Origin of the sequence: Chitinophaga caeni, assembly GCF_002557795.1 — a bacterium.
In the GTDB taxonomy this organism is placed as follows: Bacteria; Bacteroidota; Bacteroidia; order Chitinophagales; family Chitinophagaceae; genus Chitinophaga; species Chitinophaga caeni.
In genome coordinates, this window is the sequence record NZ_CP023777.1 from 5,186,190 (window position 1) to 5,209,414 (window position 23,225).

20 protein-coding genes are annotated in these 23,225 nt (G+C 42.4%); 5 read left to right on the forward strand and 15 right to left on the reverse strand.

What is annotated here, in order from left to right; genetic code table 11:
* Positions 1-27: 27 nt before the first annotated feature.
* Together COR50_RS21815 and COR50_RS21820 are read right to left on the reverse strand one after the other, a co-directional pair.
* Complete coding sequence (locus COR50_RS21815; protein ID WP_098195966.1) at positions 28-4,050, reverse strand: DUF5977 domain-containing protein; 4,023 nt, start codon at positions 4,048-4,050, stop codon at positions 28-30.
* Between the two features lie 414 nt (positions 4,051-4,464).
* Entirely contained in the window at positions 4,465-5,163 is a 699-nt protein-coding gene (locus COR50_RS21820; RefSeq protein WP_098195967.1) for a hypothetical protein, read from the reverse strand.
* Between the two features lie 93 nt (positions 5,164-5,256).
* Between COR50_RS21820 and COR50_RS21825 the strand changes: the two genes are divergently transcribed.
* A complete protein-coding gene (locus COR50_RS21825) occupies positions 5,257-5,649 on the forward strand; it encodes a thioesterase family protein (protein WP_098195968.1) in 393 nt (130 codons plus the stop codon).
* On the opposite strand, the gene COR50_RS21830 is transcribed toward COR50_RS21825, so the two are convergent.
* The 6 genes from COR50_RS21830 to COR50_RS21855 form a co-directional block, all read right to left on the reverse strand.
* Positions 5,644-6,396 carry a LytR/AlgR family response regulator transcription factor gene (locus tag COR50_RS21830; protein WP_098195969.1) on the reverse strand — a complete coding sequence of 251 codons (753 nt, stop codon included), beginning with the start codon at positions 6,394-6,396 and terminating at the stop codon, positions 5,644-5,646. The genes COR50_RS21825 and COR50_RS21830 overlap by 6 nt on opposite strands.
* Positions 6,396-7,439, reverse strand: a complete 1,044-nt coding sequence (locus tag COR50_RS21835) for a sensor histidine kinase (protein WP_098195970.1) — start codon at positions 7,437-7,439, stop codon at positions 6,396-6,398. The genes COR50_RS21830 and COR50_RS21835 overlap by 1 nt, the downstream gene beginning before the upstream one ends.
* Before the next feature lie 21 nt (positions 7,440-7,460).
* A complete protein-coding gene (locus COR50_RS21840) occupies positions 7,461-7,814 on the reverse strand; it encodes a DUF4288 domain-containing protein (protein ID WP_098195971.1) in 354 nt (117 codons plus the stop codon).
* Positions 7,815-7,876: 62 nt separating this feature from the next.
* On the reverse strand, positions 7,877-8,614 hold the full coding sequence (locus tag COR50_RS21845) for a LiaF transmembrane domain-containing protein (RefSeq protein ID WP_157761061.1): 738 nt from the start codon (positions 8,612-8,614) through the stop codon (positions 7,877-7,879).
* Positions 8,615-8,895: 281 nt separating this feature from the next.
* Entirely contained in the window at positions 8,896-9,558 is a 663-nt protein-coding gene (locus COR50_RS21850; protein ID WP_098195973.1) for an FAD-binding oxidoreductase, read from the reverse strand.
* 54 nt (positions 9,559-9,612) lie between these two features.
* Positions 9,613-10,239 (reverse strand): SGNH/GDSL hydrolase family protein, encoded by a 627-nt coding sequence (locus COR50_RS21855; protein WP_098196361.1) that lies wholly within the window; start codon positions 10,237-10,239, stop codon positions 9,613-9,615.
* Between the two features lie 211 nt (positions 10,240-10,450).
* Here COR50_RS21855 and icd point away from each other — a divergent pair, with 211 nt between their 5' ends.
* Together icd and COR50_RS21865 are read left to right on the forward strand one after the other, a co-directional pair.
* Positions 10,451-11,716, forward strand: a complete 1,266-nt coding sequence (icd, locus tag COR50_RS21860; RefSeq protein ID WP_098195974.1) for an NADP-dependent isocitrate dehydrogenase — start codon at positions 10,451-10,453, stop codon at positions 11,714-11,716.
* 105 nt (positions 11,717-11,821) lie between these two features.
* Complete coding sequence (locus COR50_RS21865) at positions 11,822-13,051, forward strand: NADP-dependent isocitrate dehydrogenase (RefSeq protein ID WP_098195975.1); 1,230 nt, start codon at positions 11,822-11,824, stop codon at positions 13,049-13,051.
* Between the two features lie 79 nt (positions 13,052-13,130).
* Here COR50_RS21865 and COR50_RS21870 read toward each other — a convergent pair whose 3' ends face one another.
* From COR50_RS21870 to COR50_RS21900, 7 genes are all read right to left on the reverse strand, one after another.
* Positions 13,131-14,831: a L,D-transpeptidase family protein gene (locus COR50_RS21870; protein WP_098195976.1), complete on the reverse strand. Its 1,701-nt coding sequence runs from the start codon at positions 14,829-14,831 to the stop codon at positions 13,131-13,133.
* Between the two features lie 191 nt (positions 14,832-15,022).
* Positions 15,023-15,595: a helix-turn-helix domain-containing protein gene (locus COR50_RS21875; protein ID WP_098195977.1), complete on the reverse strand. Its 573-nt coding sequence runs from the start codon at positions 15,593-15,595 to the stop codon at positions 15,023-15,025.
* 4 nt (positions 15,596-15,599) lie between these two features.
* Positions 15,600-16,475, reverse strand: a complete 876-nt coding sequence (locus COR50_RS21880; RefSeq protein ID WP_098195978.1) for a hypothetical protein — start codon at positions 16,473-16,475, stop codon at positions 15,600-15,602.
* A gap of 26 nt (positions 16,476-16,501) precedes the next feature.
* The gene (locus tag COR50_RS21885; RefSeq protein ID WP_098195979.1) at positions 16,502-17,056 is read right to left on the reverse strand and encodes a heavy-metal-associated domain-containing protein; all 555 of its coding nucleotides are present in this window, start codon (positions 17,054-17,056) and stop codon (positions 16,502-16,504) included.
* A gap of 94 nt (positions 17,057-17,150) precedes the next feature.
* Positions 17,151-17,546 carry an HYC_CC_PP family protein gene (locus COR50_RS21890; protein ID WP_098195980.1) on the reverse strand — a complete coding sequence of 132 codons (396 nt, stop codon included), beginning with the start codon at positions 17,544-17,546 and terminating at the stop codon, positions 17,151-17,153.
* 128 nt (positions 17,547-17,674) lie between these two features.
* Positions 17,675-19,633 carry a putative porin gene (locus COR50_RS21895; protein ID WP_098195981.1) on the reverse strand — a complete coding sequence of 653 codons (1,959 nt, stop codon included), beginning with the start codon at positions 19,631-19,633 and terminating at the stop codon, positions 17,675-17,677.
* An 18-nt stretch (positions 19,634-19,651) separates the two neighbouring features.
* Entirely contained in the window at positions 19,652-20,509 is an 858-nt protein-coding gene (locus COR50_RS21900; RefSeq protein WP_232516227.1) for a purine-nucleoside phosphorylase, read from the reverse strand.
* Between the two features lie 224 nt (positions 20,510-20,733).
* Here COR50_RS21900 and sucC point away from each other — a divergent pair, with 224 nt between their 5' ends.
* The gene (gene sucC / locus COR50_RS21905; protein WP_098195982.1) at positions 20,734-21,948 is read left to right on the forward strand and encodes an ADP-forming succinate--CoA ligase subunit beta; all 1,215 of its coding nucleotides are present in this window, start codon (positions 20,734-20,736) and stop codon (positions 21,946-21,948) included.
* A gap of 231 nt (positions 21,949-22,179) precedes the next feature.
* Positions 22,180-23,190: a DUF4407 domain-containing protein gene (locus COR50_RS21910; RefSeq protein ID WP_098195983.1), complete on the forward strand. Its 1,011-nt coding sequence runs from the start codon at positions 22,180-22,182 to the stop codon at positions 23,188-23,190.
* The last annotated feature ends 35 nt before the right edge of the window (positions 23,191-23,225 follow it).

The following is a 23,225-nucleotide window of genomic DNA, read 5'->3' on the forward strand; positions in this document are numbered from 1 at the left end:
TTAATTATTAGGGTTTCTAAACAATAGTTATAGCTCTATAATACACATATCATCTCCTATAGCATACCAGTCAAATGAAGTGCTACCATCTGAAAACTGGTAATAATACGTACAGATATACTTATCAATTGATTGATCATAGCGCGTTGATTTCATAATTATTTGCCCAGCCTCGTACAAATTATTGATGCACTTGGAACTAAAGTTATCCACTACCATGTTACCGCAACTAGCAGGGCAAGGCACACTATCAATAATAGCTTGTCCCTCGGTATTCAATTTCTGTAAAGCTTTCGCTGCCGCATCTTGTGCGCTTATATACGAATAGACGGTTCCTGCCGGTATAATATAAGTGAAGCTTGCAGTGCCCCCCCCTTCACAGTTTGATTTATAGAATCGAGCGTACAGGGTTTCAGGGTTAGAATATGTTGGGCATCCCTGGCCACAGGTAGCATCATCTGCAACCACGATCCATTTAGTTTGATTATAGGTACTACTTCTCACGTTAGCATCTCTATGTAATTCTTCCCTCTTCCCGGTGTAGAATCCCTTAAACCTATTGCATTCTTGGCACCTGGTTTCACCGGTACCAATCCAAACGGGATCAGAATTAGAATATGGAATGTTCAAATATTTATAATCTGCTTTCTGTAATATATTGCCGTCTATGTCCTTGACTAAGCGGAGCCTATTGGCTGGATCATATTCATAAAACTTATAATTATGGTTAGCATCGCCTTGGGCGGTAATCCCAACCCCGGGTATTACAACATTCGTTACCATAACTGCATCCAGAGGTATCAATCTCAATTCATCTATCCCAGTGCCGCTAACCGTAACAGTTGACGGATTATTTAGTGTATAACGGAATAATTTCCAACCTCCCTTATTTTTTAATTGTGTTCCAGGTTGACCATTAACCGTTGCTGATTGCTTAGTCCAAAGGCTTACAGTATAAGTTCCCGGATCCGTTATATCTTTCGTGACCGTACCACTAAAAGATTGGTAGCCTGTGAACCCGCCATTAATGGTGGTCCCGCTGGAAATCATCCAATTACCCTGGTCACCGGTTTCAAAACTTGAATACGCAACCTGCGCAAACTTTGCTCCTATCGCTTGGGCAACAACATATTCCTTATTATAGTTCCATATATACGCATAAGACTCGTTACTTGTCTTATTAAACTGAAGCGGATTTCCGGTTTCATCGTATAACTGAAATTCAATTTTACTTCTCAAGACATCATTAGGAGAAGCCTTCAACTTCACCACGGAAGGTAAAATCAATGAGCTGTCTGATAATACGGGTTCATATTCCGTTACTTTCTGTTGCTGTAATATATTATCTATGTAAATATTTTCCTCGATGGGCTTTTCTATCAAGTTCACTTGAACCATCTTCTTGTATAAGCTACCCGATGCATAGTCAGTCGGATATGTAACACTATTACGTACTTCCCTTCCCCTACTGTCGGTCGTAACTATGCCAGATGGCAATATGTTTTTTTCTGAATTGTAGGTATAAAGAGTTTCGTTTGTGAATGTATTTCCAGCATGGTCGTATTCCTTTTCAATTGTGGAAGCGAGCTTAAGCCAGCGACCCGTATGCCGGTATTGAATCACGTTAAAGGATTCCATTTCCTCGTCGTAATCCGGGGTCGGATATTCTATCATGTCATATTTTTTCCTAATCAGATACGAGGTTACATAACCTGAATCGCCGCTCATCCAAAGTGGCGCGTAGTTATCTGTCCGTTCCTTCAATACAAAGAAAGAACTGTCGAACACCTTCGTCTTATAGACTTTACCCGTTAACGTACCATAACAGGTTGAAGGAACATTTGGCAGTTCGCCGCCCCAAAAAACTTGATCTGAATAAGCTTGAACAGGGTCAAAAAACTCGTACTCTGTACCGCCATTTTTAAAATTTTCATCATCGCTTTCTATAATCTTCTTGTAACTAATATGACTGCCGTTAAAGTTATAACCGCTGAAGGTGGTATTAGTACTATAAAGGTTCAATTCACACAGCCTATAAAGCACAAAACTATTGGAATCAGCTATACAAGTTTTCAGGTTCTTAGTACGGGATAGGTAAAACACTTCCTTGTTTGCGATTGCTGTCGATTTTGTTAAATCCTCTAACCCCGCGTAAGTATAAAACTTGCTTGAAGTAGTTCCGGTAAAAAGGTCTGTCATTTTAATTTGCCTCACCCTCAGTCCGCTTACCTCCGTATTTACTCTATCGTAAATATTTGTAGCGCTCGTATCATAAATCATTGTTGCTGAACCGGAGCTTTCTTCCCGGTTATTCAGGATGGCTATCTCGAAACGATAGCTATGGTAAGGTTCCAACCACGCCACCAAGGAATCCGTTTTTAAACCGAGTAAAGTACGGTCAACAACCGTAGAATCACCCCAGTAAACCCTCATTCTAAACCACTTCAACGAAGGAGGTATCGAGGTAGTATCCAGCGAATCCCAAGAGGATTGGTAATAAAACGTAACATCTTGGGGTTTCTTTATTTCAAATAGTATGCTTTTAACATTTGCGCTTCCCTCATCGTATTTAATCGACATGGACTTAGAAACCTTGGTATTCCGTAAAACAGATTCATTGATAGTGTTAGCTTCATATGTGAACTCCTCTTTGCCCCCTGTTGGATAAATAATCGATTTCAACATTCCTTTCTTAGCAATATCGGCATTGGAACTCCTGTTCGCTAGTGCAAAAGAGCCGAAGGTGTAATTGTTGAAAGGGGGTAATAAACTTTGGTTACTGTTATTGTTAGCAAAGCCAAATTGATCCTGTTGAGTCGAAATAGGCATCACTACTTCATCGCGATCATAATAATCAAAAATATATTCCCTGTCGATGAATGTATATTCACCGTATTCATCATAACTACGTTCCTCATCTACCAGTTTTGTTAGAAAAAATCGACCAACTAATACCTGGTGTCCCAGGAAATCATGACTAGTGCCATCTTGGCCGGGTACATTGTAATATTCAAATCGGTATGACTTCAATGAATTTAGACCTTGGTTAAACACGGCTCTTATTAACCTGTTATCCCCGGTCTGATCCGGTCTAGACTCGTACGAAAACGTTACGCTCAGCCCATTTGATCCTACGATAGAAGTGAGATATTTAGTATTATAGATCGTTTTATAGACACCTTTCAAGGTAGTTGTATTATCTGGACAGTCAAGGCACGGGTTTACAGGACTAGGCCCGGAATTTACGCTATCCGGGAATGTAACCGTTTGCCACATCCCATTCGTAATTTCAGTATTTATACTGCTATAGACAAAATCCAGGCTGGCACCAGATGGGGCTAGGATTTTGTTCAAGAAATAGCCTGTTTTAATATGGGGGCTGGTCCCTGACAGGGATATTACATTATGGCTGATTGTTTCTTCATACTGTGCTCCTCCAAAATAATATTTTATACCATTGGGATCTGTAATCTTAATATTGTAGTAATTGTTGTCAATTTCTATCCTCAGGTTGCTATTCGTTAATTGAATTACTTGTCCAAACTTCCCGACTACGAACCGTCCCGAATAACCATTAAAACTGTATATAAATTCATCTACTTCTGTATCATAAAAATTATTGCTTGCGATCAAGTTGACATAATTGTAATTCTGAGCATTCGATAGATTTAATGGTCCAGGTGGATCCAACCAAGGAGTCATCTCATCCGGTTGCCCCCTGACAACCCTCGTTATAACTCCACCAGAATTAATATTCCAACCACAACCAACCCTGGAACAAGCTTCATCCGTCTTAATACCTTGACTATTATACGATAGTGAAATAGGAAATGCTATTTCCCTTACTTTTAATGTATAAAGGGGAATACTCGCGTTAATAGCGCCTGTAGACTGATCTACAGCCCCTATACCTGCCTTTGTTAGATTGGCAACTTCAGGAGAAGGAGGTAATATATCGGGTAGATTAGTATTGAATTGGCAAATACATTTAACATTCATTAATAACATGCCAACGCCCAATAATAAGATAAACTTAGTGAAGTTATTCATATATCAATTAGGTTAAACCAGGTTAATTTTATTGCATGTACGCGATAAGCAGGGATGCAAAACACATAATGCTGTCTTCTTCACGAATAGGTAAGCTGTTACTAATTGTGCGGCTCATAGCAATTCTTTCCTGCATATTTTAAGCAAAACACTCCCGGGTCGGAAGCCAATCCAACGAGATAACCGCGGTGTAATTAATTTGGATAAATACTTTTATATGACCATATAAAATGATCTTCTCTATTCGGCGATTAAGCCAAATAAGCCTGGGCGTAGTATTATCAAATTGGGAATCGGGTTTTTGATAGCAAAATCATAAAATTAGCGGTATAGGTTAATGGAATAAATACAAGATAAAAATAAACATTTTCTTTAAAGAAAAAAACAAAACCCTTTCAAATATCACAACAAGACCTAATTATTTGATAACTGTTCTAACAATTTTGCCTGCTCTTCCAACTGCGCTTGTTGTTGCTCAATAATATCCTGTTGCTTTTCTAATTGCTTATTCAACTCGATGAGGTAAAGGGTCATCTCTTCTACTTTTTGCAATAGTTTCGCTTGCATTTCGCCCAGGTCGATCCCTTGTGCAGCTACCTCTTTCTCCGGTGGGATTCCAGGTAAATGCCTGTGCTTCTTAATGAACAATTCCAATTCGTGCAAGGTCGGGAAAGTATAAGCCGGGTGGAACACAAAATCTGGCCAGCCCTCTAATTCAACCGTAACTTTTTTAGAAGTAATCGCTCCATTCACCGCGAGTGTAGATTGGGGAGAGGCCGTACCGATGCCAACATTCCCATTTTGTTTAACATACAGTAAGCTACTGCTACTCCCGGAATTGTAAAACTCCCACCCCCCGCTTGGCGTAATCGAACTACAGTCAAACCTAAGGGTACGGCTTTCCTCCGGAGAAGCCTTGATTTTGTGCGTGGTTACATTAAAGTTATAAGCCGGGTCTACGGCTACCACTAAACCATCGGCATTCTTGATAATAATACTTTTTGACGTCGTATTTCCACTAGTTGTGACTTCTTCTAAAGTTGGGTCCTGTGCTAATGCCGGGAAACTAAATACAATGACCGCTACGGGCAACAAAATCTTCTTAATAGGCATAGGTAAAATGGGTTTGATGAAAAAGAACTAAATTGATTCATTAAATATACCATTTCAAAATAAAATTGAGTAAAAATTTCTTAAGATTATCGTATGAAGTTGATCTTCAAACCAGGCGATACCCGTCATTTTTCCAGGGTAGTTACGAAGGCAGATTGTGCCAGTTTCGAAAGTGGACTGGTGCACCCCGTATATGCAACATTTGCATTGGCCAGGGATGCGGAATGGTGCTGCCGTTTATTTGTACTGGATATGAAGGAAGATGATGAAGAGGGGATCGGCACCATGTTAACAATCGAACATCTTGCACCGGCCCTAGTTGGTGCTACCGTGGATTTTACGGCCACGGTAGCTTCCATACAAGGGAATGAAATCATATGCCAATACGAAGCATATGTAGGGGCGCGTTTGATCGCGAAAGGTAAACAAGGACAGAAAATTTTGCCGAAGCAACAATTAGAAAAAATTTTTGAGCGATTACTATAAACCCAAGATAGATTTCAATTTAGGATATCCGGTTTTACTTACTGGGATTTTCTCGCCGCTCCTCAAAATGGCCAGGTGCGTATCTTTTTCATAAGGCTCAATCCGGGTAATCTGGCTGACGTTCAAGATATAAGAACGGTGCACCCGCGTAAATTGCTGTGCATCTAAAAAGCTTTCAAAGAAACTCATCGTTTTATTCTTTAAAAATGAACCTTCCTGCGTTACTAGTCTCACATAATCATCGGCTGCTTCAATATATTGTATATCAATTACCGGTATTATTTTGATCTTACCATTGATCTTCACTACTACCCTATTGTGCTGTGCCGGCATTTGTTGAGATGCGGTTTCCAATAGTTCCTGCGTAGCATTTTCCTGCTGCAATACCAGTTGCCCGTCCAACCATTTTTGTACCGCTTTATCGAAACGCTCCTTGGAAAAGGGTTTGAGCAAGTAATCTACGGCATGAACTTCGAATGCTTTCAGCGCGTATTCTTCAAAAGCTGTTGTAAAAATCACGGCGGGCATCTTTTCCACCAATTCCAACATTTCGAAACCGTTAATTTTCGGCATCTGGATATCTAGGAAAACCAGGTCGGGTTGATACTGTTGAATAGCTTTCAAACCTTCGAACCCATCATTGCATTCCTGTACCATTTCGATTTGAGGAAATGACCCAAGGTACTCCATCAATAATTCCCTTGCTAAAGGCTCATCATCTATTACTATTACTTTCTTCTTGTCCATTAAGGCTGCGGGATTTTAATCGTTGTTGTAAATAAGTTGTCATGGATCTGCGTATTCAATAAATCATTCCTTGCAAATAACAAGTATAAGCGCCTATCGATCGATTTCAATCCGAATCCTGTCCCCTTCTGGGTGCTTTTATGTAATTGTTCATCGAAGGGATTCGTAATATGTACGCTCAGCGCCTTCTCTGCCACGGTTGCTTGAATGCTGATCGTAATCTCCCCCGTGGTATCATACAATCCGAACTTGATCGCATTTTCAACAACGGGTTGTAAAATCATCGGTGGCACCAACATGGTAGAGGCTTCCGGTGGAAATTCAATCACCGTTTTGAGCCTGTGCCTAAAGCGTACTTTCTCGATATCAAGGTATAAAGTTAGGTATTGAATTTCATCTTCAAACTTTACCCATTGTTGATCTTCTTTCTTCAATGTTCCCCGCAAAAATTCGGATAACTTCGTAATCATCTCGCGGGCCTCCATCGGGCGCATGGCAATTAAAGCATTAATCGAGTTCAAACTATTGAACAGGAAATGCGGTTGTAACTGCTGCCGCAATTTATATAGCTCCGCTTCGCGCGCCATCTTCTCGTTCGTTTCCTTCCTGGCTAGCGCTTCTTGCTTTTCCTGCATTTCATACCAGAAGGTACTTAGTAGGCCCATCGAGAGGTTCAATATCCAACAATACACGAAAAATATCGGCATCGAATTATTCAACCATTCGAGGTAATACAAATCCATCGCAAATATCTTACCTAGTATCCATGAACAGAGCACTACCCAAATGGCGGAAAGGGCTGCACTGACGGATACCAGGAAAAGATATCTGCCCCTAACTGGCCTGTAATAAGCAAAATATTGGCTCATGCCTATGATCGTCCATGCCAACAGTATATTATGAATGGCGCTGTCGGCCACCGCGACAGAGATGGGAAGTCCGAACCAAAAATACAACAGGGCTATATGGCAGATAGTAATCAATAGCCAGATGATCCCGAAGCTCCACCGCGATGTTGAAAATGCAAATAAGCGTTTTGCCAAAACAGTTAGGATTTATAGGTATTATATATTGATGTCTAAGAACTTTTGCTCTTGCAATTGTGTTGCTTTCATTTGTTGTAGTGCCATGTAAGTATTGGCATCTTGCGGTTCTTCCACGCGGGAATAAAGCTCCATACCATCTTTCAGTTCAACCAGGTTCACTAACTCCGGAACATTGATAAAACGCCATTCCACGAGTTCTTGCTTCTGGTTTTTAAATGCGTACTGCTCTTGTTGACCGATGGAATTAGCCTTTCGCCAAGCCTCGGTTTTATTCTCCGCGCTGATCAAACGCAGTTGTTCATCGAACTGTGCTGCATGATCTCCCTTGCCACATATTACCTGGTACACCACCTTTGCTACAAACCACTGCATAAAATAAATTTTAGTCTTGTTAAGGATGGATCAGTCCCCGCCACATACAGCGGGGTACCGTATTAATAACTTTTCAATTCAATACCGCCGAACGTACAGTTACCTGTAATAATCAAGCGTTTTGTGTATGGCTCCTGGGCATAAGCGGGCTGCCTTTTATCGTCTACACCGCCGAACAATGTTTTTACTTCCATCACAACTTCCCAATTGGCGGGCACAACTATATCGACACCACCGAACGTTGCAAATATATCCAGGACAACCTCCCCTTCGAAATCTGCATTATTAAAATTCACATCTACACCGCCGAAGATTGCCGTAATTTGTCCTCCCTTGAAACTTTTTGACATCACGTTCCTATTGGCTGCACCGAAAATCGCGGTGGCGTTGATATAATCTTCCGCGTTGCCCCCTTCTATTACCATCGACCGGGTCACGTTTCTTTTAGTGCCATTCACGATAATTAATACTCCTGCCAGGACGATCAGTAAAGGCCAGGTAAATTTCCTCATTTCATCAGGCCACCATGGCAGGACATCGTGAAGCATAAATACGGCGCCGATAACGATACAGATTAACCAGCCGGAGCCTTTAAAATTATTCTTCAAACCTACCAACACACCTATTACGATCAGGATCATCTCCCAGGAAAATAACCAATCCGGTAGATGAAGGTTCAACCTCTTAAGGATCAGGAACAAGCCAATCAATACCAGCACTAGTCCTCCCCAAAGGCTGCTATTACCATTACGCTTGCGCATGTTACGTTCGTAGTTATACTCTTTATGACGATCTTCCATGTTCATATATTTTAAATTTGTACAACAAAAATAGGATCCTGGTAAAGCCCAGGCAATACAGCTTAGGCTAAATAGATCAGAATCTAGGTAAAAGCAGGTAAATCATCGGTGAAATTTCCACTGCCCGGAAAATAACCGGTGAATTGCCGGATTCCAGCTCATAGAAAGCTTTTTTATTACCCCGTACCGGCTTCTGATGAGCCGGCAGCAATTACATATAAAAATCCCCCGAAAATGTACCTTTCACATTCACGGGGGATTATATCAGGAGAATGATAATGTTACATTTCAACCACTACTGTTTCAGCGCCAAGGTTTTCCAAGGTTTTGGACAATGAAGTTACCATGGCATCTGGGCCACAGATATAAAAAGGTTGGTTGAAGTTACTGATCTTCTTTTTGAGGTAATCTTCATTGATGATACCGTAATCGTATTCATCCACCTTCTGCTTGGTAATAATATTGATAAAATTCTTACCGAGCATCTTTTGAAATTCATCTTTCAGGATGATATCATTAACCGTTTGATTGGAGAACAGTAATTTATTATTACCCACTTTGCCATCCTTGTATAGTTGGCGAAAGATCGCGATAAAAGGAGTAACACCGGCTCCCCCGGCGATGAAAACCCCTTCTCCCTTATATTGGATTGCTCCCCAAACATCATGGATGATGAGGCTATCGCCAACATTCAGGCTATCGAGGTGGTGGGTCACCCCATCATGATCTTTATACATCTTGATGGTAAATTCGAGGTGATCCCAATCGTTGAGGGCCGTGAAAGTGAAAGGACGCAATTGTTCGTCCCAACGCGGCTGGTTAATACAAACATCCGTAGCTTGACCGGGTATAAACTTATATCCAGCCGGTTTTTCAACTTTAAAACGCTTTACGTTGTGCGTAACTTGATCGATTTTCAGGATTTTAACTACATGTGCTTCCATAAATGGATATTTTTTGACTCTCAGCAATGTAAACAATTTGTATCATATATAGTTTTACCGTTGCATAACTTTCAGGATCATCGGCGCCAACTGCTGTGCCCAGGCGGTATATTCCTTGCCGGAAGGATGCAGCCCGTCCCCTGCTACCAACGATGGATCCGAAGTAGCTAGCCTCGTACCGGGGGTAATATCCAGGTAAGCAACCCCCTCTTTTTGGGCAATCCTCCTATTGACGGCATTATAAGCATCGATTTCGAAGGCAATCTGCTGGCGATCGCGCCCTTCTGCAAAGGGTGTTACACCCCAATCGGGTATGGACAGAACGAAGACATGGTTACGTTCCCCGCCTGCGAATGCGATAGCTGCCCGGAGCAGCTTTTCGAATGCCGGTTCATATTCCTGCACGCTCCTGCCACGGTATTGATCATTAACGCCGATCAGCAGTGTCACGAGGTCATATGTCGGTTCAATACCGGCTAAGACGATCCCCGCTTCCAGCTCGTCCGTTGTCCAGCCAGTAGTAGCTACGATCCTGGGCTGCTGTACCGAGAGGCCTTTCCTGCGAAGCAGTTCTACAGTCTGCATGGGAAAACGTTCGGTATCGGCAACGCTTTCCCCGATGGTATAGCTATCGCCAAGGGCCAGGTAACTGAGTTCATGTTGCTCATGTTCGCTTCTCATAACGGTTGAATTTATGGTTGGTTGTAAAATCAGCCCCCAAAATAAGATGAATTGAAACATAAGCCATATTTTTTTTAACAATACGAGGAAATAAGCCACCAATAAGGATCAAGAGATTTTATTACCCTTTATATTTAACAGCTTCTTAGTTTTAAATGTTTTACCTTTGCGGTGCTAAACATACATTCGTAAAGTGTAAATAAAGTGTTTTATGCCGGGAGAAAAAATCACGATGAATAATGGCCAGGTAATAGTTCCGAACCATCCAATTATTCCATTTATTGAAGGCGATGGCATTGGCCCAGATATCTGGCGTGCCAGCGTTCGCGTATTTGATGCAGCTATAAAGAAAGCTTATGGCGACAGTAAAAAAGTAGCGTGGAAAGAGGTATTAGCAGGTGAAAAAGCATTCCAACAAACAGGGGAATGGTTGCCAGCAGCTACTTTAGACGCCCTTTCCGAATATATCGTATCTATCAAGGGACCATTGGCTACCCCCGTAGGCGGCGGTATCCGTTCCCTGAACGTGGCCATGCGCCAAACCTTGGATCTATATGCCTGTGTTCGCCCGATCCGTTGGTTCAACAAGGTGCCTTCACCCGTGAAGCACCCGGAACTGGTTGACATGGTGATTTTCCGCGAAAACACGGAAGATATTTATGCCGGGATTGAGTATAAGTTCGATTCCCCGGAAGCTAAAAAATTATTGCACTTCCTGCAAAACGAGCTGGGAGTTAAGAATATCCGTTTCCCTGAAACTTCTTCATTCGGCATCAAGCCGGTATCTGTTGAAGGTTCTGAAAGATTGATCCGCGCGGCTATCCAATATGCCATCGATCACAAAAAACCTTCTGTTACCCTCGTTCATAAGGGTAATATCATGAAATTTACCGAAGGTGGTTTCAAAAACTGGGGTTATGCCCTGGCTGCCAGGGAATTCGGCGATGCTGTTTATACCTGGGAACAATGGGAAGCGACCAAGAAAGCCGAAGGTGAAGAAGCTGCCAACAAGGAGCTGAACATCGCACTAGCCCACGGTAAAATCTTGATCAAAGATGTTATTGCTGATAACTTCCTGCAACAAATCCTGCTGGCGCCGCAAGATTATTCCGTCGTGGCAACCTTGAACCTCAACGGTGATTATATCTCCGATGCATTGGCCGCGGAAGTCGGCGGTATCGGTATCGCGCCGGGTGCTAATATCAACTATGCCACCGGTCATGCCGTATTCGAAGCCACGCACGGTACTGCCCCGCGTTTTGCCAACACGGATACCATGAACCCATCCTCCGTGATTTTAAGCGGCGTGATGATGTTCGAATACATGGGCTGGAAAGAAGCTGCGAACATTATCGTTGAAGGCTTGAGTACTGCCATCATGAGAAAGCGCGTTACGATCGACTTCTACAAATTGATGGACGATGCCACCCTCGTGAAATGTAGCGAGTTCGCAGACGAGATTATCAAACATATGTAATAGTTTGATTATTACATAGCTACTTTGTATATTAGGGGTTTAAACTGGAGGGCGGAAAAGGGGTTCTGCCTTGTTATTATCATATAATTTATTAAAAATCCTGAAATGTCTACAAAAATTAAAGTTGCAAACCCTGTAGTAGAATTGGATGGTGACGAAATGACACGCATCATCTGGAAGTTTATCAAAGACAAATTGATCACACCATATTTAGATCTCGATATCAAGTATTTCGATTTAGGTATGGAACATAGGGATGCTACCAACGACCAGGTTACCGTTGACGCGGCAAATGCGATCCGTCAATACGGCGTTGGTATCAAATGTGCCACCATTACCCCGGACGAAGCCCGCGTGAAGGAATTCAACCTGAAACAAATGTGGAAATCTCCTAACGGTACCATCCGTAATATCCTGGATGGAACAGTTTTCCGCGAGCCTATCGTGATGAGCAACGTTCCGAGATTAGTGCCTAACTGGACTGCGCCTATCTGCATCGGTCGTCATGCTTTCGGTGATCAATACCGCGCTACAGATTTTCTTACCAAGGGAAAAGGTAAGCTCACTATAAAATTTGAAGGTGAAAACGGTGAAGTAATCGAACACGAAGTATATAACTTCCAAGGCGATGGCGTTGCATTAGCCATGTACAACACCGATGAATCTATCCGTGGTTTCGCAAGGGCTTGCTTCAACCAAGCCTTGATGAAAAAATGGCCCCTGTACCTCAGTACTAAGAACACGATCCTTAAAAAATATGATGGTCGCTTTAAAGATATCTTTGAAGATGTTTACCAAAATGAATTTAAGGCCGAGTTCGATAAGAACGGGCTTACTTACGAGCACCGCCTGATCGATGATATGGTGGCCAGCGCTTTGAAATGGCATGGTAACTTCGTATGGGCTTGTAAAAACTATGATGGTGATGTTCAATCCGATACCGTTGCACAAGGCTTCGGTTCCCTCGGTTTGATGACTTCTACCCTCGTTACGCCCGATGGTAAAACCATGGAAGCGGAAGCTGCCCACGGTACCGTTACCCGCCACTACCGCGATCACCAAGCAGGTAAACCAACTTCTACCAACCCGATTGCTTCCATCTTTGCATGGACCCGCGGTTTGGAATTCCGTGGTAAATTAGATAACAACCAAGAGTTGATTCATTTCTGCCAAACTTTGGAACAAGTTTGTATCGAAACTGTTGAAAGCGGTAAAATGACGAAAGACTTGGCCGTTTGTATCCACGGTAGTAAAGTAGAACACGGTAAAGATTATTTATATACCGAAGAATTCTTGGAAGCGATCGATAACGGCTTGAAAGCGAAATTGGCGTAAGAAGAATTTTTGATATTTTATTTTATGTAGAGCCAAGGCATGCCTTGGCTCTACACGTTTATCACCGCGGGGAATACATTTAAAACATCGCCTTCCCCTTGGTATGAATCAATTTATATTGATCAATAATCGAACGATCCATGCCGTAAATATCCTCGTAAAACCTGATATGCTTATCCTCTGCAACGGCAGTAAAATACCGGATAAAAATCGGTAGGCGATCTTTAAAATTCACTTGCTTTTTCGCACCTCTTACTAACCAGGTCCTAACGCTATCCCTCCTTGCAAGACGGCTGGTATCATCTTTTACCAGGTACATGGCCAAGGTGTCCCAATTTTGCACCCGCACGCAACCATGGCTCAAGGAGCGGAAAGAGTTTTTGAATAAATTCCGGTTGTTCGTATCATGCAAATAAACGCTATGCCTGTTACTGAAGTTAAACTTAATAATCCCCAAGGAATTATCTTCCCCATCCACTTGCCGTAACACGTAAGGGAAATGCTTTTTATTCAATTGTTGCCAATCCACATCATGAGGATTCACGATCTCCCCGTTCCTATCAATTACCTCCAGCCTGTTTTCAATTAAGTAGTTCACATCTTTCTTTATCTTCGGCAACATTTCCTTGTAAATAATACTGTAAGGCACTCTCCAGTATGGATATAATACAAAGTTGGTCATGGAAGAGGCCAATAAAGGTGTTTTATTCCTGGAAGTACCCACGATAATCCTCGAATGCACCACCGGGATGCTGTCTTCATAGACATCTAATTGGTAAGCCGGAACATTCACCCATAAATACCTTGCAGGTAAAGAATCGGGCAACTTGCGCCAACGATCCATATTAACGGCGTATTGTAAAAACCAGCCTGTATATTTCCTATTTAATAGATCGATGGTTTTCTTTCCCGCGATGCCATCAGGGTATAAACTAAATTCATGTTGGAATGATTTGACGGCTTTTACGATGGCCAAAGAATCATAACCTATTCCACCGGAAGTATCGAGGTGGAAAGTTTGAACCAGCCTATTGGCTAACAATATCCGGAATGCCACCGTATCGGAATATTCTAAGGGCAATGTATCCCAATGCAAACCTTGATAATAGGTCTTGAATGCCGAAAATGCGTTCTTTAAATCCCGGTATCCCGGATGTTTCGGCTCTAAAGAGTCCAGGGTATTTTGCAACCCCGCATTTGAGCTGGCAATTTGCAATTGTTCCATTAATCGTTGTTCATCGAAGGTGGAATCTTTCCTTAGTGTATTGCTGTCCCTGGGAAACATACCGAAATGCAAATCTTGCATCATCTTCAGGTATGCATCGGAAGCCATAACATCTACCTTTGCCCATAAGGCAGCATCTTTCCTTGCAATAGAATCGCTTTCTATTTTTTGCCAGGCTTTAGAGAGGCTTTGCTGGTGGTAATTGCCGGGAAACAAGCCGAGCAAATCCGCCGTATTAATCTTTTGAATAAGCTCCGGTAAAGATTTGTTGGGAACGCCATTTGATGACCATTTGGGTTTATACTGATTACCTTCATATACCCGTATCAATATATTACCCGGAAAACTTGCGATACTATCTTCCATAACACCGTCGTTGGCGTTTATATACTCGATTCTTTCCGCGATATTTTCATGGATAATTTCATCTAATTGACGGGTATCCTGCACGATCTCTTGTTCCTTCGGGGCTTGTTTCGGGTGGCCGCAAGAAGCGAAGATCAGCAGGCAACAAAGTAATGTATTCGTTCTTATATTCGAGGATAACATCATCATAATTCAAAACGAAAGTACAGCAAATTACGAATAACTGATTCCAGTCATTTGTTAATAATTAGCTAACGGCTGGCATCATAAAAAAACGGGTACATTCCGCACCCGTTCCTTATTACTTACAACAGTTTTTTTTAACAAATAACGTTGGTATCCAACGTAAAAACTTTATGATGTATTTCATGATATCAATTTTAAATAGCATCGATCGGTTTCCGGTACGAACCGGGATCCGCTTTGAACTGGCTGGGTGTCATCCCGGTAACCTTTTTAAATTGAGCGCTCAAGTGAGCAACGCTACTATATCCCATCTTAAACGATATTTCACTCAAAGTTAGTTCCCCGTAAGCGATCAACTCTTTTACCCTTTCTACTTTCTGCTGTATGATAAATTGCTCCACCGTACCTCCTTCGATCTCTGAAAACAGCTTTGAAATACTATGGTAATCCTTGTTTAACTTCTGCGTGATAACCGTTGAAAACTTTTCTTTCAATTCGTCCAAATCTCCATAATGCACCAGCTCAACAATAATATTTTTCACCGCTTCTATCAACTGCTGCTTACGATCGTCTAGTAATTCAAATCCCTCTCCTTTCAACCGGTTTGACAGTATATCCTTTGCTTCCTGGTCAATATTTCCATCCAAGGTTACTTTACCGAGTTCAATATGCCCGACCTTCAATCCGCTCTTTTCAATTGTTTCCTGTACAACTTTTATACAACGAGGACAGACCATATTCTTGATATACAAAGTAGTGCTATCCATGTCTTTAAGATTTTCGTTTTAATGCATTGAATATATTATGTTCCACCCTAATTAAAAAATTATTATACGGCGACATGCGGTTCATATTCCCATACAGCTCCGTCCGGTATGATACATCCAAGCGGGTGGTACTATTAAATATAAACTGTATAGCTGGCGCGATATCCAAATAAGTACCGTTAGCGAGGCCGCCCATATTTGATTTACCTAACAGCTCTACGTACAAATTCAAATTGGTTTGTTCATAGCTTTTGTATTTCCTCGGCAACAACAAATAACCTGCGGACAAACTGTAATTCATGGCTTGTGCAGGCAGGCCAAGTTCTGTATCTAAATGGTGATTCACATTATTCATGTAACGATTATATCCAACGGTCGATGACAAAGCCAACTTATGTATTAACTGTGTCGCTACAACCCCGCCGTTTACACCGGAAACACCGCCTTCCAAATCCAAATCTTGATTAACTACATTTTTTCCATTCAAATCTTCCCCAGCTTGCTGAATAAAAGGATTATCTACAACACTTGCTCTCAAATATGCCGCCATCCTGAAATGTGCATGTGGTTGGTCGCTAGAATAAAATCTATATTTCGCATAAACACCCGCACCTTCAAAACGGTTAGACACTTGCATGGCATTCCCGTAAAACGCTTGTGCATGTACCATCCAATTTTTACTGATCCCGAACATGATTTCGGGTTCAAGCCTGGTGGCCACGCGACCATCCGTTGATAATTTAAATATCTTATCTGTCAGCCGGAAGCCGAGCGCCTTTGCAGGCATATTACTGGCCGGCTCAGAGTTTACGTAAAGTTCCTGCGCAGATACAGTCCCGCTCAACCAAATCAATATCCCGATGGCTAAAATTCTCTTCATAACAATCTATTTTCCCGGTTGATTTATTAAATGGTAACATGATAAACCCTGGATCCGGCAATAGAAGTTGCAGCAGTATTGCAGCAAGTACCCATATGACCGGTTTGGATACAAGTCATATCCGTCATAGCTGCATATTTCTTAAACGTTTTATTGGGTACAAAATTCTTGTCGACTACGGTGATTTGCTGTTCACCATTTAATACCTGGTCTTTTACACCCACAAAATGCAACACCAGCCCGTTATAATCTATATGTGCATCTTTCTTGATACTCGTTTGATGGAAGTCGGCCGTAAGAACGAGCTTAGCAACGGAAAAACCGGCATCTTCAACTTTCTCTTTTAACGCATCTACATTCACGGCGGCATTCTTTTTAAAATAGATATTAAAAGTTGTCGTATTCAGATCTGTTTCAATCTTATCTACAAAGGGTAATGTTTGTAAAGACTTCAACGTGGCGTTGGAACACATCGCGCAAGTAAGACCACTTGCCTGTAATGCGGCTTTCTTAACCTGGGCTTGTGTGGCGGTAAATTGCAGGCTTAATAAACAGGTAAAAAAAATGAATATATGTTTCATGAATTTGATAATTATTATTAATAAATACGCAACAATATGTTGACATTAAGTACTAGCTTCCCCGTTACCCAAAAGCGGGCAGGTCAAGGAATGATCAAATCAAGAAACTTTCATGCAATAAGTAAAGAGGGGTAGGTTTTATCAGTGGCGGAGCATTAGGACGTGCCATCGGGTTGCGTTCCGCAATTTCTATCCTGGGCATTAACAAACTCGGAAACGAAGTATCCAGGATTGCAACCGGAAGCTGGTTAACAAAGTCTACATTCAATTGCACATTTTGGTGCAGCTTCTTCATTTTAAAGAACTTAGCTTCATCCCGGCAACATTTATTACTGCCATCTTTCTTACCACATTTCGGGCAGGCGGCACTGTTGGATTGAATAAATTTAACAGCAGCCAATTTCCCCATACAATAATGCACATTCACCGTAAAACCACTCGTGATAGCGGTGTACAGCAAAGCAATTAATATGGTAAGTATTTTCTTCATAAATCCTGGCTACAAAAATACAAAATCTTCGCCATATCCTTTTTTCGCGCCGAACCTATCATCAATTTTAACAATTCATCATACAAAGGCTGGTAGACGTACGATTTCATATTGCATTTTGGCAGCCATTAATTGATGTACCACCACCGGATGCCGAGGCGGAAAGCAAAATTGTTGCTTGGATATAAGGGAGCATTCAGGTTGTTCGTCCACAAGAAAGCATTCAGATTCTCCCCGCGAACATAAGCGGTGAAAGATTTCACCCGGAAATGAACGAATGCGGCAAGATCCGGTTTATTATTAATCTTGTTAACATCCTGGTAAACGAATTGCCCGAATAAAGGGGAATAATCATCGGCATAATAAGCCGTCGTATATTTAGCTTCAATACCTGTAAACAGGTTCAGGTTTTTAAACAAGGTACCTTCGTAGCCGATTCGGTGACGGGTCCAGATAGTGGGCAGTTGCAGGGGAGCGCTGCCGTGAATCTGCTGGAAAGCGGCTTCCGCCAACCATGTAAAGCTCTTCAATTTAAACTTCTTATCTACCCAAAGCTGCAACACGTTGAATACACCGTTGTATTGTGCGCTGGTCTGGAAATCGGAGAAATAGGTATAATTGGTTACGATGAAATAATTCAATGACAGGTTGTATTTCCACAAATCACTGTTGGCGATGAAGGATAACTTCGTAATATTTTCCTTGTTAAAGGATGTATTGAGCCAAAACTTTTCAGAGGTACTGAAAAACTTGTACTTATAATAAGGTTCTTGGTTCGTATTCTTCACGGCGAGGGTTATATTTCCCAATTTCGGGTTAATATACCTGCTTAAGCTCCCGCTAAGGGTATAATCCCCTGAATTGGCTCCCAGAACATAGAATTCTCCTTTTGCAGAGAGATCCCATTTCTTGTTGCGTGTTTTATTCCTGTATTCTCCGTGTACCCTGAAGTTGTAAAAATCGGCAATCGCATCGGTCAGCTCACCTTTTACGTTGTCAATGGTTGCGCCTAAATTCAAGAAATGCGCCTGGTTGCCCAAGATCGGGAAAGAGATGATCGAGAGATCATTGCTCATGATCTTCCAACGTTGCATAGAACGCAGCGTATCTATGTCAGAAACGGAAAAACCGTAGTGTTGCGGATAGAATACCGTATCGGGATTGCTATCCAAGAAACGATACGTGTTCTGTGTATAGGTTAAAGTATGCTGAATGCGGAAGCGCGGGTCGTATTTCCAATAATCGGTCGTATCATTTACATGAATCGTGTCGCCTCTTCCCCAGTCGTAGCTATGCTGGAATAAAAAACTACCTTCCTGGTAATCGGATTTGGTCGGGATATTGGTGCTGAACAATGCATTTGAGCTGATCGTTGAACCGCCCAGGTTCGTAGGAATTGTTTTATAATCCGTATATGCAGGATCATCCAATAATGCTACGTTTTCGATGCCCCCGTTCTCACCGCCGTTCAACCTATTTAAATAATAGCTAATATGGATATTATAGCGTTTATTCGGAGTATGGTAGCGGCTTGTAAGACGGTAGCGGTCGTGGTTGGTAACCTGGCTTCTATAATAGCCGGGCGAATTGATCTTGATATAATCGAAAGCGATGTTGAACTTCTCCGTCCGGTTTTGGGTATGGGAAACCCCGATGACCTGCTCTTGTTTACTACCGATCATGTAGTACAACTCCGAATAAGGTCTATTGGTATTATAAAATTTTGCCGTTTCATGGTAATTCCCGTAAACATCGTAAGCATGGAAACCGGCATCGAAACCGGCTTTCATCCTCGGGCTAAATAACAGGTTACGCGCGGCGCCGCCATAATTTCCGGTTGATATATAAGTCGCGGGTACCCCCAGGTAATTCTTGGTAAAGTCCAAGATAGACGAATCTATCATGTATTCAGTAGGCTCACCTAAAAAAGTATATCTAATCGTCAAAGTATCCGGTTCGTGCTCGTGGTTCGAGGTATCGATTTGCATCTTGCCGCCGCCCATTCCACCGAAATTACGGTTGAATTGAGCATTTGCCGACAATGAAATACAAAAAACACCGATCATGCAAAAGAGTAAATGCCTCATCCTGTTGGTAACTAAAAATTATAATTGCTGGATCAATTCGCTAAAAATCAAGGTCAATTTGGGCTCTGCCGCTTTGGCCGCCGCCAGTACTTCTTCGTGTGTAATAACATTCTCCTCTTCGCGGATGCCTATATCCGTAATTACGCTCATCGCGAAAACATTCATCCCCGCATGTACCGCCACGATTACTTCAGGCACGGTACTCATTCCCACGGCGTCTCCACCGATGATGCGCATAAATTTATATTCTGCCCGGGTTTCAAAGGTAGGTCCCTGCACCCCTACGTAAACGCCGTTATGGACGAATATGTTATGTTGTTGCGCTATTTGTTGCGCTTTTCCTACCAAGTGCTTGGCATAAGGTTCACTCATATCGGGGAAGCGCGGTCCCAGCTCATCCATGTTAGGCCCCCGCAGCGGGTGTTCCGGTTGCAGGTTAATATGATCCGTGATGATCATCAAATCCCCGACACGGTAGTTCTCGTTCATACCGCCCGCGGCATTTGAGAGCAACAACGTTTCAACTCCAAGCGCCTTCATTACCCGGATAGGAAAGGTCACCTCTTGCATCGACAAACCTTCGTAATAATGAAACCTTCCGGCCATAGCTATCACGGGCTTGCCGTTGAGTTTACCGAGTATCAGTTTCCCACTGTGCCCCTCTACCGTGGCCGGTGGGAAATGCGGTATCTCGTGGTACGGGATGGCAAGCTCGGCCTCGATCTCGTTGGCTAAATTTCCTAAACCGCTGCCCAACACGATACCCGTGGTAGCTTTCAGTCCTGATTTCCCCTCGATAAAAGCCTTCGCTTCGGCAATCTTTTGCAATAATTGACTCATCCTGGTAGATATTTTGATAGGTTCCAATTTGCCCATTTAAATACTTTTACCGGGCAAGATTCAGAAATTATACGCGGGCAAAGTTAATCCTATAATAGATAACAATTACGTTTCTGCCTGGGAACTCATCATATAAAAATTAGTTAATATACTGAAAACGGCCTATTCTACTAGGATACAAGCCACTAAAGGGCGATTTATGATATTTGTTATTGGCTTTTCATCCAATATGCACTATTTTAGCGGCAAATTTTATTCCGATGAACTTACACGAGTACCAGTCTAAGGAACTGTTGAAGAAATATAACGTACCAGTACAGGAAGGTATCCCGGTAGATACCCCCGAGGCGGCAGCAGAAGCATACAAGCAATTGAAGGTGACCTATGGCAACGAATTTGCAGTTGTGAAGGCGCAAATTCATGCTGGTGGCCGTGGTAAAGGAAAAATCAGGGGCACGGAACAACGCGGTGTTGCTGTAGGCAAAAACGCTGAAGATATCAAAACTATCGCCGGCAACATCCTGGGTGGCACCTTGGTAACCATCCAAACCGGTGATGCAGGTAAATTGGTAAACAAAGTTTTAGTAGCGCAAGACGTATATTATCCCGGCCCTAACCCGGTGAAAGAATTTTATTTGTCTATCTTGTTAGATCGTGCGAAAGGACAAAATGTAATCATGTACTCTACAGAAGGTGGTATGGACATCGAAGAGGTGGCTCATAACACCCCTGAGAAAATATTCAAAGTATGGGTAGCGCCGAACTTGCCATTGCAAGGTTACCAAGCCCGTAAAATCGCTTTCGATTTAGGTTTGAAAGGTGAAGCGCACAAAAACATGGTAAAATTCGTAACCAACCTTTACAACGCATACGTAGGTTTGGATGCAGCCATGTTGGAAATCAACCCGCTGTTCAAAACTTCCGATGAGAAAATCCTCGCGGTTGACTGTAAACTGAACCTGGACGATAACGCGTTGATGCGTCATCCTGACCTGGTAGCTTTACGCGACATCACCGAAGAAGATCCTACGGAAGTAGAAGCCGGTCAATACAACCTGAACTACGTTAAATTAGATGGTAACGTGGGTTGCATGGTAAACGGCGCCGGTTTGGCGATGGCTACGATGGACATGATCAAGTTGAGCGGTGGTGAACCGGCTAACTTCTTGGATGTTGGTGGTACCGCGAATGCTCAAACTGTTGAAGCCGGTTTCCGCATCATCCTGAAAGATCCGAAAGTGAAAGCAATCCTGATTAACATCTTCGGTGGTATCGTTCGTTGTGACCGCGTAGCGCAAGGTGTTATCGATGCTTATAACTCTATCGGTAATATCCAGGTGCCGATCATCGTTCGCCTGCAAGGTACCAATGCTGCCGAGGCAAAAGAACTGATCGAGAAAAGCGGCTTGAAAGTACAATCCGCCATCTTGTTGAGCGAAGCTGCCGCTTTAGTTCAAAAAGCCGTTCAAGCTTAATCTTAACTTATCAGCATACATAAAAGCCGTACCGTTCATTCGGTGCGGCTTCTTTAATACGCTTCACCTTTGGTAACCCTTTTAACCCTATCATGTAGATATTTGGTGCGCATGTTAACTTATATTCCAATATTGTAATACCTTTACATTACATCCTTCCTTATATAATACCTATCTGTGCTAGTTGCGGGTAAAATATTCTATTGACACAATATATTATACCTAGAGAATATGCAACGAATACAACATTTCTTACTTCTATGTTCCGGCGCTTATTTGCCCATTATTAAAAGGGCTCCATCGGAAGCCAATAAATATGCCGGCATCGGCGGAACGATATTTTTCACCGGGTTACTGGCTGCACTGGCCGGGGGTTATGCCATGTGGACTGTTTTTGGTCAATGGTGGGCAGCCTTACTCTTCGGGATCATATGGGGATTGATGATCTTCAACCTCGACAGGTATATCGTTTCCAGTATGCGTAAAAGGGAAAGGGCCTGGGATGAATTCAAAATGGCTATTCCCCGTATTATCATGGCAATACTAATTGCTACCGTGATTTCTAAACCCCTGGAGTTACAAATCTTCAACAAGGAAATACAAGCCGAACTGATCGTGATGGAACAACAGAAGTTTAAAGAACAAGAAGATCTTGTAAAAATAAGGTTCCAATCAAAGATAGACTCCCTTAAAAGTGAAAATGCCTTGCTGAAATCCGAAATGGATCTCCAGGCTGCCACTCGCGACACTTTATTGTTAATAGCCCAACAGGAAGCTGATGGTACCGGCGGCTCCCGGGTAAAAAACCTCGGACCTATTTATAAAGCTAAAAAAGCTGATGCTGATAGCGCCACTGCCCGCTTAAATGCCATTAGCCAAAGAAATAATGCCCGCATCGATGCTAATAATATATTGATAACGCAGACTGATAGCTCGATTCAACAAACCATCCAGGACCTGAAAAGGGACCGCCTCGATGGCTTCGCCTCAAGGTTAGATGCACTCGGTACTCTCACTAAAAATAGTGTTCCGATCCGCTGGGCCAACTGGTTTATCATGCTCCTGTTTATTGCTTTGGAAACAGCCCCGGTCTTTGTAAAATTAATTTCCACCCGCGGCCCCTATGATGATTTGTTGGAACAACATGAATATGCCTTCAAAGTGCATAAAGATGAAAGGAAAATTATGCTGGATAGAAATAGCAAGAAGAGATTAATGCAGGATGAAGATATCCTGGTTTAGGAAATTCTGCCCTGCCAGGTTGGGGTCGCGACCCC